Origin of the sequence: Streptomyces sp. NPDC090045 (assembly GCF_044747975.1) — a bacterium.
In the GTDB taxonomy this organism is placed as follows: domain Bacteria; phylum Actinomycetota; class Actinomycetes; order Streptomycetales; family Streptomycetaceae; genus Streptomyces.
In genome coordinates this window covers 1,040,359-1,053,135 of record NZ_JBIVFA010000001.1, presented here as the reverse complement: position 1 = coordinate 1,053,135, position 12,777 = coordinate 1,040,359, and the positions used below count along the sequence as shown (strand labels likewise).

The 12,777-nt window shown below is 73.2% G+C and carries 12 protein-coding genes; 3 read left to right on the top strand and 9 right to left on the bottom strand.

Annotation, left to right across the window (positions count from 1 at the left end; genetic code table 11):
• Positions 1 to 57: 57 nt before the first annotated feature.
• The 3 genes from ACIPYQ_RS04845 to ACIPYQ_RS04835 form a co-directional block, all read right to left on the bottom strand.
• Positions 58 to 1,188 carry a sensor histidine kinase gene (locus ACIPYQ_RS04845; RefSeq protein ID WP_401246054.1) on the bottom strand — a complete coding sequence of 377 codons (1,131 nt, stop codon included), beginning with the start codon at positions 1,186 to 1,188 and terminating at the stop codon, positions 58 to 60.
• Between the two features lie 562 nt (positions 1,189 to 1,750).
• Entirely contained in the window at positions 1,751 to 2,404 is a 654-nt protein-coding gene (locus ACIPYQ_RS04840) for a response regulator transcription factor (RefSeq protein WP_361762564.1), read from the bottom strand.
• Between the two features lie 196 nt (positions 2,405 to 2,600).
• Positions 2,601 to 3,353 carry a S1 family peptidase gene (locus ACIPYQ_RS04835; RefSeq protein WP_401246130.1) on the bottom strand — a complete coding sequence of 251 codons (753 nt, stop codon included), beginning with the start codon at positions 3,351 to 3,353 and terminating at the stop codon, positions 2,601 to 2,603.
• A gap of 173 nt (positions 3,354 to 3,526) precedes the next feature.
• On the opposite strand from ACIPYQ_RS04835, the gene ACIPYQ_RS04830 reads away from it, so the two are divergent.
• The gene (locus ACIPYQ_RS04830) at positions 3,527 to 4,423 is read left to right on the top strand and encodes a hypothetical protein (protein WP_401246051.1); all 897 of its coding nucleotides are present in this window, start codon (positions 3,527 to 3,529) and stop codon (positions 4,421 to 4,423) included.
• Positions 4,424 to 4,556: 133 nt separating this feature from the next.
• The gene (locus ACIPYQ_RS04825; RefSeq protein ID WP_401246049.1) at positions 4,557 to 5,228 is read left to right on the top strand and encodes an HAD family acid phosphatase; all 672 of its coding nucleotides are present in this window, start codon (positions 4,557 to 4,559) and stop codon (positions 5,226 to 5,228) included.
• On the opposite strand, the gene ACIPYQ_RS04820 is transcribed toward ACIPYQ_RS04825, so the two are convergent.
• Genes ACIPYQ_RS04820 through hsaA form a run of 5 tightly spaced genes read right to left on the bottom strand, consistent with a single transcriptional unit; the run spans position 5,207 to position 10,329 of the window.
• Positions 5,207 to 6,895: an FAD-dependent oxidoreductase gene (locus ACIPYQ_RS04820; protein WP_401246047.1), complete on the bottom strand. Its 1,689-nt coding sequence runs from the start codon at positions 6,893 to 6,895 to the stop codon at positions 5,207 to 5,209. The genes ACIPYQ_RS04825 and ACIPYQ_RS04820 overlap by 22 nt on opposite strands.
• Complete coding sequence (locus tag ACIPYQ_RS04815) at positions 6,892 to 7,380, bottom strand: flavin reductase family protein (RefSeq protein WP_361762579.1); 489 nt, start codon at positions 7,378 to 7,380, stop codon at positions 6,892 to 6,894. Before ACIPYQ_RS04815 ends, ACIPYQ_RS04820 begins: the two co-directional genes overlap by 4 nt.
• The gene (locus tag ACIPYQ_RS04810; RefSeq protein ID WP_401246045.1) at positions 7,368 to 8,282 is read right to left on the bottom strand and encodes a VOC family protein; all 915 of its coding nucleotides are present in this window, start codon (positions 8,280 to 8,282) and stop codon (positions 7,368 to 7,370) included. The genes ACIPYQ_RS04815 and ACIPYQ_RS04810 overlap by 13 nt, the downstream gene beginning before the upstream one ends.
• 20 nt (positions 8,283 to 8,302) lie before the next feature.
• On the bottom strand, positions 8,303 to 9,160 hold the full coding sequence (hsaD, locus tag ACIPYQ_RS04805) for a 4,5:9,10-diseco-3-hydroxy-5,9,17-trioxoandrosta-1(10),2-diene-4-oate hydrolase (RefSeq protein ID WP_401246043.1): 858 nt from the start codon (positions 9,158 to 9,160) through the stop codon (positions 8,303 to 8,305).
• Positions 9,160 to 10,329, bottom strand: a complete 1,170-nt coding sequence (hsaA, locus tag ACIPYQ_RS04800; RefSeq protein WP_401246041.1) for a 3-hydroxy-9,10-secoandrosta-1,3,5(10)-triene-9,17-dione monooxygenase oxygenase subunit — start codon at positions 10,327 to 10,329, stop codon at positions 9,160 to 9,162. The genes hsaD and hsaA overlap by 1 nt, the downstream gene beginning before the upstream one ends.
• A gap of 229 nt (positions 10,330 to 10,558) precedes the next feature.
• Between hsaA and ACIPYQ_RS04795 the strand changes: the two genes are divergently transcribed.
• Positions 10,559 to 11,428: an IclR family transcriptional regulator gene (locus tag ACIPYQ_RS04795; RefSeq protein ID WP_361762591.1), complete on the top strand. Its 870-nt coding sequence runs from the start codon at positions 10,559 to 10,561 to the stop codon at positions 11,426 to 11,428.
• An 82-nt stretch (positions 11,429 to 11,510) separates the two neighbouring features.
• Here ACIPYQ_RS04795 and ACIPYQ_RS04790 read toward each other — a convergent pair whose 3' ends face one another.
• Positions 11,511 to 12,773 (bottom strand): Gfo/Idh/MocA family protein, encoded by a 1,263-nt coding sequence (locus ACIPYQ_RS04790; protein WP_401246039.1) that lies wholly within the window; start codon positions 12,771 to 12,773, stop codon positions 11,511 to 11,513.
• Between the last annotated feature and the right edge of the window lie 4 nt (positions 12,774 to 12,777).

The window sequence follows — 12,777 nt, the reverse complement described above, 5'->3', positions numbered from 1 at the left end:
CCCGCTTCGGCGTCCGGTCCGGCAACAACGGCTCGATGCGTGCCCACTGGGCGTCAGTCAACGACACACATCAACCAACGATCCGATGATCTGAAGGAAACGGCCTAGGGCCTCGGTGCGTTCGGCCATGCCGGCGAGGCCGTAGCCGCCACCGCGGGCGTTCTCGGAGAGTGTGGCGGGGTGGCCGCCGTCGTCGGCGATGCGGAGTTCGAGCCCGGCGGGGACGGTGCGCAGGCCGACGCGGACCGCGGTGGCGGTGGACGCGTGCTTGCCGATGTTGGTGAGGGCTTCGAGGACGATGCGGTGGGCGGTGGCCGCGACGTGGGCGGGGAGCCGGTCCTCCAGCCCGTTCTCGATGGAGAGGGCGACGGGCGGTCCGGTGCGGGAGAAGCGCTCGGTGAGCCCGCGGATCTCGGCGAGGCCGGCGACGGGGGCGGTGGCGGCCGTGGAGCCGTCGTCGTTCTCGCGGAGGATCTTGACGAGGCGGCGCATCGAGACGAGGGCCTCGTCCCCGGCGGTCTCGATCCGGCCGAGGATCTCGCCGGCGCGTTCGGCGGAGACCTGGGTGAAGCGGGCGGCCCGCGCCTCGACGACGATGCCGGTGACGTGGTGGGCGACGAGGTCGTGGAGCTCGCGGGCGAGTTCGAGGCGTTCGGCGGTGCGGACGGCGCGCAGGTCGCGTACGCGCTGCGCGGCTTGGAGGCGCAGGAGGAGCGAGTACGCGCCGACGACGACGGCGAGGACGGAGAAGAGCAGGGTGAACCGGCCGGGGTTGGTGTCCCGGACGGGTACGGCCATGCAGCCGAGGCCGAGCAGCGGGCCGAGGACGGCGGCGGTGCGGGCGGGGGCGCGGAGCAGGACCTGCGAGAGCAGGACGAGGAGGGCGATGGCCTCGCCGCCGCCCCAGACGACGAGCGGGTGGTGGCCGAACATCAGGAAGAGGGTGACGGTCCAGGTGACGGCGGCGGCGAACCAGGCGCGGGTGAGGAGGGGGATGGCGGGCCAGGGCGCGGCGCTGAGGCAGACGAGGATGCCGGACACCCATACGGCGGCGTGCGGGATGCTGGGCTGGCGGGCCAGGACGACGCCCTCGAAGGTGACGAGGGCGAGGAGGACGAGGGAGAGGGTGAGCCGGAGCCAGCCGGCGGCGTGCGGGTGGCGTCGGGCCCAGCTGGACAGGGGGCTCACCGACTGACCCCCCGCCCGACTGTGGCTGTACGGAGGGCCGGGCCGGCCGCGCCGAAGCCCCCCGAGGCTCCGCCCGAGACCCCGCGCCACAACCGCCGGCGAGGCCGAATGCCTTGTGGACCCGCGCACAGGGCGGCAGGAGGCTCCACCCCCGGCCTCCCCCGCCTCGATCGCCGGCGACGCTGAATGCCGTGCGGACCTGCGCACAGGGCGGCTGGGGGCTCCGCCCCCGGCCCCCCGCGCGTCGATCGTCGGCGAGGCTGGATGTTGTGAGGCCCCGCCGGGGTGCACGGCGGGCCTGCACGCAGGGTAGGTGAGGGCTCCGCCCTCGGATCTTCGCGCCGGTGAAGCGATCGCACCTGCGCCGCATCGCCCGGCTGGCGCCGAACGGCACTCGGCGGGCCCGTACTCAGGACGGCCGGAGGCTCCGGCCGGGGCGCGTGCAGGGCGGCACGGGGCTGCGTCCCCGGGCCCGCGGGCCGCACGCCCCGGCGAGGCCGACCCGTGCGCGGCCGGGGCCCGGAGCGGGCCACGGCCGGGGCGGGGGGCTGGGGGTGCGGCGTCACGCCGTGCTGGCGGCGAGGCCGCTTTCCCAGGCCCAGGCGGCGATCTCGACGCGGTTGCGGGCGTCGAGTTTCGCCTGGACGTTGGCCAGGTGGGTTTTGACGGTGGACAGGGAGACGAAGAGTTCCGCGGCGATCTCGGCGTTGGTGAGACCGCGCGCCAGGCAGCGGACGACCTCGCGTTCCCGTTCCGTCAGGGGTTCGGCGGGGCGGCGGGCCTGGGAGGCCGGGGTCCGCGGGGCCATTTCGCGCAGCAGCCGCACCGTGATGGCGGGCGAGACGAGGGAGTCGCCGACGGCCGCCGCGCGGACCGCTTCAACCAGCATGGCCGGGCTGGCGTCCTTCAGGAGGAAGCCGGACGCTCCGCCGTGGAGCGCCGCGTGGACGTACTCGTCGAGGTCGAAGGTGGTGACGATGACGATGTGGGGCGTGTCGCTGCCGGACAGGCGCCGGGTTACTTCGAGGCCGTCCATCTTCGGCATGCGGATGTCGAGGAGGAGGACGTCGGGGCGGTGCTCGGCCACGGCGGCGAGGGCGGCCTCTCCGTCGACGACGTCGGCGACGACCTCGATGTCCGGCTGGCTTTCGAGGATCATCCGGAACCCGGTTCTGACCATGTCCTGGTCGTCCGCGATGACCACTCTGATCGCCATGCGCCACCTGCCCCGCTCTCGCCCGCCGCTGCCGCCTCCGGTCGCTTCCCATGGGACCGGTGCGCGCGTCGGCACGCAACCGCACGGCGGACCGCCGGGTGGCTCGTGCGGTGCTCCAGCCGACCTTACGCACGGGCGGGGCGGGGCGCCTCGTCCTTCCGGCCGGTTCGCGACCGGCCGGAAGGACGAGGGGGTGCTACATGCTCGCCGCGGCGCTCTTGATCGCGGAGGCGAAGGTGGAGACCTCGGTGTAGACGCCCGGGTAGTCGGGGCGGGCGCAGCCTTCGCCCCAGCTGACTATGCCGACCTGGATCCAGGCGTTGTTGTTGTCGCGGCGGAACATGGGGCCGCCGGAGTCGCCCTGGCAGGTGTCGACGCCGCCCTGGTCGAAGCCGGCGCAGATCTCCTCGCCCGGGATGAGGGAGCTGCCGTACGAGGCCTGACAGCTGGCGTCGGAGACGAAGGGGACGGTGGCCTTCATGAGGTAGCGCTGCTGGCCGCCGCCCTCGCGGGTGGCGCCCCAACCGGCGACGGTGAAGGTGCCGTTGTCGTACTGCTTGGTCTCGGCGATCTTGAGGGTGGGCAGGTTGATGGGCTTGGCGAGCTTGATCAGGGCCCAGTCCTTGCCGCTGCCGTTGTAGCCGGGGGCGCGCAGGACCTTGGTGGACTTGACCTTGATGGCGCTGGAGCTGTTGAGGTCGACGACTCCGGCGGTGGCGGTGATGGAGGTGTTGTTGCCGGAGCCGTTCACGCAGTGGGCGGCGGTGAGGACGATCTGCTGGGTGTAGAGGGCGCCGCCGCAGCCCATGGAGAGGCGCACCATGAAGGGGAACTCGCCCTGGGCGGCGCGGGTGCCGCCGACGACGGGGGCCGTGCCGGCGGAGGCGGAGCCGGGCTGGAGGCTGACGGCCGCGAGGGCGACCGCTCCGACGGCGAGGCTGCGCTTCATGAACTGCACAAGGGTGGTCACAGTCAACACACTGCCTTTCGTGGGGGGTTGGGCCGTGCGTGTCATTGGGTGAATGACGGGTCCATGACACATCAGAGGTGCGGGCGCCATCAAGAACGCATTTTCGGCCAATCATTCGTTCGAACGGCAGGGCTTGCGGCGAAGGGGGCGCGGTGACGCAGAAGAGCGGGCCGGGAGGTCCGATCGAGCACGGATTTCCACACCTGGCGACGGTGCGGGCCTCGGTCACCGCGCTCTTCCGGCGGTTGTCTGCCGACGGGATCCGCGCCTACGACACGAGCTTCGCGCCCGCCGACGCCGCGTTCGGCGCCGCCGACGACCTGCACCTGGGCGCGCAGCGGGTGGCCTCGGCGATGGTGCGCGCGCTCCGGCTGCCCGATGCGCGCATGGTGGTCGCCTTCCGGCCGATGGAGCAGGCGGCCACCGTGGAACTGGCCGCGGGCCCCGAGTACTTCGTCGAGGTCAGCGACCGCTTCCGCACCCATCGCCGGGACCTGGCGGCGGCCCTGTCGCACGAGGTCACCCACGTCCTGCTGCACCGGCTGGACCTGCGCTTCCCCGGCACCGGGGAGAACGAGATCCTCACCGACACCGCCGCCGTGTACCTCGGGGCGGGCTGGCTGCTGCTCGACGCCTACCGCGAGGACGCGCTCACCCACCAGAAGTTCGGCTACCTCACCCCGGAGGAGTTCGGTTACGTCCTCGCCAAACGGGCCGCCCTGCTCGGCGAGGACCCCTCCACCTGGTTCACCAGCCCGCAGGCGTACGAGGCGTACGTGCGCGGGCGGGCGCTGGCCGAGCGGGACCACCGCCGGCCCCCGCTGGCGGCCGCGGGCCCGCTGGCGCGGCGGCGGTACGCGAAGGCGCGGCGCACCGGGCTCACCCCGGCCGGCGGATCGGCGTACCGCTTCGAGCGCGAGGGCTCCGGTTCCGCACTGCGGGTGAGCTTCCCCTGCCCGGTGTGCGGGCAGCGGCTGCGGCTGCCGGTGCGCGGGCGGATCCGGGCCCGGTGCGGCCTGTGCCGGACCGTCCTCGACTGCGACACCTAGCCACGGTCGGCATCCGGACGATCTTCATTCACCGGTCGGCCACGAAAAGTTTCTTACCGGCCAGTAGACATGGGGGCGGATCTCGCCAACTCTGGTCGCGTACATGTCAATTCGTGACCGAGGAGCGCCCCCCATGCGCAGCACCCGCCGCACCCGTATGTCCCGTACCGCCGCCGTCGGCGTGGCCGCAGCAGCCACCGTCATGACGCTGGTTCCGGCCACCGCCGCCCAGGCGGCCCCCGCCGCCGCGCCCGCCGCCGTCTCCGTGTCCGCCTCCGCGCCCGGCGGCAACGCGGCGATCCTCGGCATCGACTACGCCACCTGGCAGCGGGACGTCGCCGCCGTCATCGACGCGGCCCGCCCCGGCATCGAGCAGCGCATCGCCGCCTCGCCCGCCGGCGAGAAGCCGGCGATCGTCCTCGACATCGACAACACCTCGCTGGAGACGGACTTCCACTGGTTCTGGACCTTCCCGACGCCGGCGATCGCCAAGGTCCGCGCCCTGACCCAGTACGCGCACGCCCGCGGGGTCGCCGTCTTCTTCGTCACCGCCCGCCCGGGGATCATCCAGTCCCTCACCGAGCGCAACCTCAAGGCGGTCGGCTACCCCGTCTCGGGGCTCTACGTCCGTGACCTGCCCGACCTGTTCGACGAGGTCAGCGCCTACAAGACGGAGAAGCGCGCGGAGATCGAGGCCCGCGGCTACACGATCATCGCCAACATCGGCAACAGCCCGACCGACCTCGTCGGCGGTCACGCCGAACGCACCGTCAAGCTGCCGGACTACAACGGCAAGCTGTCCTGACCCGAGGGTTCCAGGGTCGCGGCGATGGCGTTGGCCGCCGCCCAGCCGAAGGCCATCGCCGGCCCGATCGTGGCGCCCGGGCCGGGGTAGGTCTCGCCCATCACCGCCGCCGAGCAGTTCCCGGAGGCGTAGAGGCCGGCGATCGGCGCGCCGTCCTCGCGGAGCACCCGGCCGTCCCCGTCGGTGACGAGGCCGCCCTTGGTCCCGATGTCCCCCGGGTGCACGGGGACGGCGTAGAAGGGGCCCTTGTCGAGGGGAGCCAGGTTGGGGTTGGCCAGCGTCGGGTCGCCGTAGTAGCGGTCGTAGACGCTGGTCCCCCGGCCGAAGTCCTCGTCGGTGCCCCGCTCGGCGAAGCCGTTGAAGCGGCGGATCGCGGCGGGCAGGCCGGGTGCCGCGATCCGGCGGGCCAGTTCCTCCACGGTGTCGGCCTTCTTCAGGAACCCGCTCTCCAGCCATCTCCCGGGGAAGGGCTGTCCGGGCAGGAGGCCGGCGAAGAGGTACCGGGCCTTGGAGCGGGCGTCGAGGACCAGCCAGGACGGCACGGTCCGCGCCCCGGGGCGGTCGGCGGCGTACATCCGGTCGACGAACGCGTGGTAGGGCGCGGCCTCGTTGGCGTAGCGCTCGCCCGCCTCGTTGACGATGACCATGCCCGGGATGCCCCGGTCGGCGACGAGGAAGAACGGCTTCTCGCCGGGCGGGCACACCGAGGGCGCGCCCCACACCCCGTCCAGCAGGTCGGTGGCGGCCCCCAGTGCCTCACCGCACCGCAGGGCGTCGCCGGTCTGGCCCTCCGAGGCGTGCGTCCAGGCCGTCGACGTCGGGTGCGGCAGGTGCTTCTCGCGCAGTGCCTGCTCGTGCGAGAAGCCGCCCGAGGCCAGCACCACCCCTCCCCGGGCCCGTACGGTCACCGCCTGTCCGGCGCGGGTGACCTGTACGCCCGTCACCCGGCCCGCCGCGTCCGTGACCAGCCCGGTCAGCGGCGCCGACAGCCACAGGTCCCCGCCGAGGCGGTCCAGCGAGAGCCGCATCCGGGCGATCAGCGCCTCGCCGAGGGAGAGCAGCCTGCGGCCGGTGACCAGGGCCCCGAGCGCCCGCGCGCCGACCTTGAGGGAGGTCCTGCGGCCGGCCCAGGTCCGGGCGGCCATGTTCAGGAAGCGGAAGTCGTGGGAGGTCATGGTCAGTCCGTACGTGGGCAGGCCCGCCCGGCGCATGGTGTGGCGGGCCTCCCCCAGCCGCCGGAGGTCCACGATGCACGGTTCGGCCGAGCGGCCCTGCGCCATGCCGCCCTGGGCCTCGGGGAAGTAGTCCGAGTAGCCGGGGGTGTACATGAAGCGGATCTCGGTGCGCTCGTGGAACTCCGCGACCATGCGCGGCCCGTGGGTGAGGTACGCGTCCTTGCGGGCGGCCGGGACCCGGTCGCCGACGGTGGCGTCGAGGTAGGCGCGGGCCTTGTCGTAGGTGTCGGCGAGGCCGGCCCGGTCGAGGTGGAGGTTGCCGGGGACCCAGATCGCGCCCCCGGACAGGGCGGTGGAGCCGCCGTACTTGTCGGTCTTCTCGACCACGAGGACGCTGAGGCCGCGCAGCCGGGCGGTGACGGCCGCGGCGAAACCGGCGGCGCCGGATCCCACGACCACCACGTCGTACTCGGGGTCGTTCACAGAGGTCATGCGAAGGCTCCGGTGGCGTAGTCGCTGCGGAAGTAGAGCAGGGGCGAGCCGTCGTCGCGGGCGGCGAGGGCGAGGACCCGGGCGGTGACCAGGTAGTGGTCCCCGGCCTCGTGGACGGTGTCGAGGGCGCAGTCGAGGGTGGCGAGCGCCCCGGTGATGTGGACGGCGCCGTGCTGCGAGGCCTCCCACCCCACCCCCTCGAACTTCTCGCCGCCCCGCCGGCCGAGCGCCTCGCAGACCGCGCGCTGCTCCTCGGCGAGGATGCTGACCCCGAACCGGCCGGCCGCTCGTACGGCGGGCCAGCTGGAGGAGGACCTGCCCACGCACAGCAGGACCAGCGGCGGGTCCAGGGAGAGGGAGGCGAAGGACTGGCAGGCCAGGCCCGCCGGGCGGCCGTCCTCCCCGGCGGCCGCCACGACGGTGATGCCGGAGGCGAAGGTCCCGAGGACCTCGCGGAAGGCCCGCGGGTCGATCAGGCGCTCCACTGGTGGCCCCAGAAGCTGTCCGCGGTGATCTCCTTCGCCGTCCAGGTGGCGGGGTCCACGACGAGCCCGTCCCAGCCGTATTCGACCTGGAAGCCGCCGGGGGCCTGCGCGTAGAAGGAGACCATGTGGTCGTTGGAGTGCCGGCCGAGGGTGGAGGCGATGGGGATGCCGGCCGCGTTCATCCGGTCCAGGCAGTAGCCGACGTCGTCGAGGGTCGCGAGCTCGACCATGAAGTGGACGATGCCGGGCGGCAGTGCGCCCGGGTAGAGGCCGAGGCTGTGGTGGCGGCGGTTCGGGCTGAGGAAGTGCATCCGGTAGGAGTCCTGGCCGGGCCTGCCGGTGGGGACCGCGACGGGGGGCAGCTTCATCGAGTCGCGCAGCTGGAAGCCGAGGACGTTCTCGTAGAAGTCGAGGGTGGCCTCGGTGTCGGGGGCGGGCAGGACCACGTGGCCCAGGCCCAGCGGCTCTCCCGAGGGGGTCTCGGTCACGAAGCGGTTCCCGTACGGGGCGGCGAGCGGGGCGTGGTCCTGCGCCTGGCCCCAGTAGATCTCCAGCGGGTTGCCGCTGGGGTCCGTGCAGTGGATCAGGCCCTGGACGCGCCGGTCGGCGAGGGTCTCGTCGTCGCCCGGCTTGACGGCGTGTCCGGTGGCCTCCAGTGCGGCGGCCGCCTCCTTCAGGGCCCTGGCGGAGGCGACCTCGAAGCCGGCGGCGAGCAGCCGGTCCCGGGTGCCGGCGACGAACTGGAAGCGGTGGACGCGGTCGTCTATGCGGACGTTCAGCAGGGTGTCGGTGGTGCCCTCGGCCTCGGTCATGCCGAGGACGTCCAGGACGTAGGTGCGCCAGGCGGGGAGGTCGGTGGTCTCTATCCGGAGGTAGCCGAGTGCGCGGATGTCCGTTCCCATGGGTGTCCTCAGTTCTGTGGTCAGTGCGAGAAGAAGTCGGCGGCCAGGCGGTTGAAGTCGTCGAAGGCCTCGGTCTGCGCCCAGTGGCCGCAGTGCGGGAAGACGTGCAGCCGGGCGTCGGGGATGGCCTTGAGCGCGAGCAGCGCGCCGTCGAGGGGGTTGACCCGGTCCTCGCGGCCCCAGGTGAGCAGGGTGGGGTGGCCGATGCGGTGGGCCTCGCGCCAGAGCAGGGTGTCCTGCTGCCAGGCGGGGTTGGCGAAGGAGGCGCCCATGCGGGCGTTGCCGAGCCGGGCTTCGGGGTCCATGGCCTGGGTGTAGCGCTCCTCGACGAGCTCGTCGGTGACGAGCGAGGGGTCGTGGACGAGCGTGGTGAGGAAGGCGCGCATGTGTTCGCGGGTCGGTTCGGGGGCGAGGCTGAACGCGAAGAGGCGGCTGATGCCTTCGGTGGGGTCGGCCGAGAAGAGGTTGACCGAGATGCCGCCGGGGCCCATGAGCAGGAGCTTGTCGACCTTGTCCGGGTGGTTCAGGGACATCCGGACGGCGGCTCCGCCACCGAGGGAGTTGCCGATGAAGTGGGCCTTCTCGATGCCGAGTTCGTCCATCAGGGCGGCGATCGCGTCGGCGCTGAAGGTGAAGTAGTCGCGGTCGGGTTCGGGCTTGTCGGACTTGCCGTAGCAGGGCTGGTCGACGAGCAGGGTGTGGAACCGCTCGGCGAAGAAGGGCAGGTTGCGGCCGAAGTTGGACCATGCGGAGGCGCCGGGTCCGCCGCCGTGGAGAAGGATGAGGACGGGGGCTTCGCCCTGCGGGCCCGCCTCATGGAAGTGGAGCGTGAGGTGTCCGGCCCGGGCGGTGCGCGAGGTGTTCTCGTAAGTGATCATCACAACATGGTGTCCTGGATGTCGAGGCCGAGTGCGCCCTGGCCGAAGAGGACCAGGGCCCGCTCGGGGTCGTTGGCGGCGTGCCCGCGCCCGGTGTGGACGTCGCGCCAGGCCCGCTGGAGCGGGTTCGGGCCGGTCCGCATGGCGCTGCCGCCCGCGTTCTCCATGAGCAGGTCGACGGCGGCGACGCAGCGCTCGGTGGCGATGACCTGGTCGCGGCGGGCGCGGGTGCGCAAGGGCAGCGGGAGTTCCTCGCCGCGTTCGGCGAGGGCGTAGAGCTCGCCGATGTTGCGGCGGAGCTGGAGCCAGGAGGCGTCGATGTCGCTGGCGGCGCGGGCGATGCGGACCTGGGCGAAGGGGTCCTCGGCGACCTGCTGCCCGTAGGAGACGCACAGCCGGTCGCGGGTCGCGGCGACGTAGTGCTCGTAGGCGCCCTCGGCGATCCCGACGATCGGGGTGGAGATGGTGGTGGTGAAGACGGCGGCGTACGGGAGCCGGTAGAGCGGCTCGGGGTTGACGGCGTGGCCGGGGACCTCGAGGGCGGTGACCGGGCCGAAGCTCAGCGCCCGGTGTTCGGGGACGAACACCTGGTCCAGGGTGATGTCGTTGGAGCCGGAGCCGCGCAGTCCGACGGTGTCCCAGACCTCGTCGATGCGGTACTGGGTGCGGGGGACGAGGAAGGTCCGCATGTCCACGGGCCGGCCCTCGGCGTCGGTGACGAGCCCGCCGAGCAGGGCCCAGTCGGCGTGGTCGCAGCCGGAGGAGAAGTGCCAGCGGCCGGTGAGGGTGAACCCTCCGTCGACGGGGGTGACGGTGCCGGTGGGGGCGTACGAGGAGCAGATGCGGGTGTCGGGGTCGGCGCCCCAGACCTCCTCCTGGGCGCGCGGGTCGTAGAGGGCGACGTGCCAGGGGTGGACGCCGACGACGGAGGCGACCCAGCCGGTGGAACCGCAGGCCTTGGCCGTCTCCTTGACTGCGGCGTAGAAGAGCGCGGGGTCCGCGGCGCGGCCGCCGTAGGCCCGGGGCTGGAGGAGGCGGAAGAAGCCGGTGTCCGCCAGTTCCTTGACGGTCTCCTCGGGGACCTTGCGGCGGGCCTCCGCCTCGGCGGCGCGTTCGCGCAGGGCCGGGGCGAGGGCGCGGACGGCTTCGAGGACGTCTTCGTCGCTCATGGTGTCCCTTTCTCGGGGTCGACGGGGTCGACGGCTTCGAGGTGCGGTGACCGTAAGCCCGGCGGTCGGGGGCGTGGAACGGGGCGTTCCCGCTGAGTGGGAAGCCGCCCCGCACCCGTCGACATGGCTATCTGAAGTATTACTGAATGAAATACATCGTTCCGGGTCCTTCCCTCCGCCCGGGAGCCCGTGGCAGGGTCGCCCCAACGCCTCACGCAGGGGGTTCCTCGTGCTCGACCAGGCCATGGACACCGGGCTCGCACCGCTGTCGCTGCTGGAGAAGGCCGCGCGGGTGCTGGGCGCCTTCGAGGGTCCGCAGCCACGTCTCTCGCTCACCGAGGTCGTCCGCCGCTCCGGGATACCGCGCTCCTCCGCCCACCGGATCCTGGACCAGCTGGTGCAGCTGCGCTGGCTGGACCGCGAGGGCCGGGACTACCGGATGGGCATGCGCATGCTGGAGCTCGGCGCGCTCGCCTCCCACCACAACCGGCTGCGCCGGGCCGCCCTGCCCCTGCTGCACGCCCTGCACGAACAGACCGGGCAGGTGGTGCACCTGTCGGTGCTGGACGGGGCCGAGGTGGTCTGCCTGGAGCGGATCGGCGGCTCGGAGGCCACCACCGTGCCCTCCCGGGTCGGCGGACGGATGCCCGCCCACTGCACGGCCGCCGGCAAGGCGATCCTCGCCTTCGGCGACCCGGGCGCGGTGGAGCACGTCCTGGCCCAGGGGCTGCGGCCGCGCACGGCCCGGACGCTGATCCGGCCGCTCGCGCTGCGCGCGGAGCTGGCGGCGACCCGCGAGCGCGGGGTGGCCTACGACCGGGAGGAGAGCTTCCGCGGCATCTCCTGCGTGGCGGCGCCGCTGCGGGGCGCGGGCCGCGCGGTGGCGGCGGTCTCGGTGTCCTGCTGCCGGGGCGAACGCGAACTGGCCCGGCTGGGACCGGCGGTGGCGGCCTGCGCGCGGGCGGTGTGGCGCGAGCTGTACGGGCCCGGACGGACCGGGCGGGCCGCTGCCGCACGGCCTCGGGAGCCGGAGCCGGCCGTCTCGGAACAGGCGATGGACAACATGTTGGGCTGGCTGCGGTTCAGCGAGTGGATGTAGCGGGTAGTCATATCCCACCGCAGGAAACGAAGACCCGGTCCCGACCCCTCGCCAGGGGGCCGGGCCCGCTTCGTTGTGCCTCCTAGAGCGGCGGCCCGACCGGCTCCACCGTGCCGGAGCAGCGGGCCCGTTCGGCGGCCAGGACGGTCAGGTGGCTGGTGAGCGACTCCCGGGGGCCGGACCGGACCAGGTCGGGATCGCCGGTGGCGATGGCGGCGACGAAGGCGTCCATGAGGCCGGCGTCGCCGCCGCCGTGGCCGCCCGCGGCGTCCATCGGCCCGCCCGCGCCGATGGCGACCTGCTCCTCGGCCCGGGTCAGGAAGTCGTAGACCGTGATGCTGCGGCCGTCGCCCCGCAGTTCGCCGCGGGTTCCGAAGATCCGTGTGTGCCGGTCCGCCTGCTCGGTGAAGGCGGTCATGGTGAAGGTGGCCGTCGCCCCGGAGTCGAACTCCATGGCCACCACCTGGTGGTCGACGACGTCGTTGTCGCACGCGTACACGCACCGCCCGTACGGCCCCTCCCGCAGCGCGGCCTCCAGGGCCCGCGGGGTGAACTCGTCGATCAGCACGCTCAGCGGCCAGCGGTGGCGGCCGTCGGCCAGCCGGTCGCCGTACTCGCGCACGGCGGAGTAGGGGCAGTCCGGCTCGACCGCGCAGTCCAGGCAGCGGTCCGCCGCGCCCGGCGGCCTGTTCTCGGGCCGGAAGTGGGAGAGCCGGCCGAAGCTGGAGACCCGTACGGGCGGGCGCCCCAGGACGTACTGGAGCCAGTCCAGGTCGTGGCAGGACTTGGCCATCAGCATCGTCGTCGCCTCGTCGGCGCGCCGCCAGTTGCCCCGTACGAACGAATGGGCCTGGTGCCAGAAGCCGACCGGCTCCAGGTGCTGGACGCTCACGACGTCGCCGATGCGGCCGGAGTCGAGGACGTCCTTGACGGTCCGTGTGTAGGGCGTGTAGCGCAGGACGTGCCCGACGGAGAGGATGACGCCCGCCCGCTCGACGGCGTCGACGATGCGCCGGCACTCGTCCTCCGTGAGGGCCATCGGCTTCTCCAGCATGATGTGGTAGCCGAGCGCGGCGAACGCGAGGACCGGCTCCAGGTGGTCGCGGTCCAGGGTGCAGACGAGCACCGCGTCCGCGATCCGCCCGAGGGCGGCCAGCTCCCGCCAGTCGCCGAGCACGTGACGGGCGTCGATGCCGTGGGCGGCGGCGAGCCGCTCCCGCCGGGGCGCGCGCGGTTCGGCGACCGCGACCACCCGGGCCCGCCCCGGATGGGCCAGGGCCCATCCGGCGTAGCCGCTCCCCCGGTCCCCCGCCCCGACGACGGCGAGCGTGATGGTGTCGGACATGGGC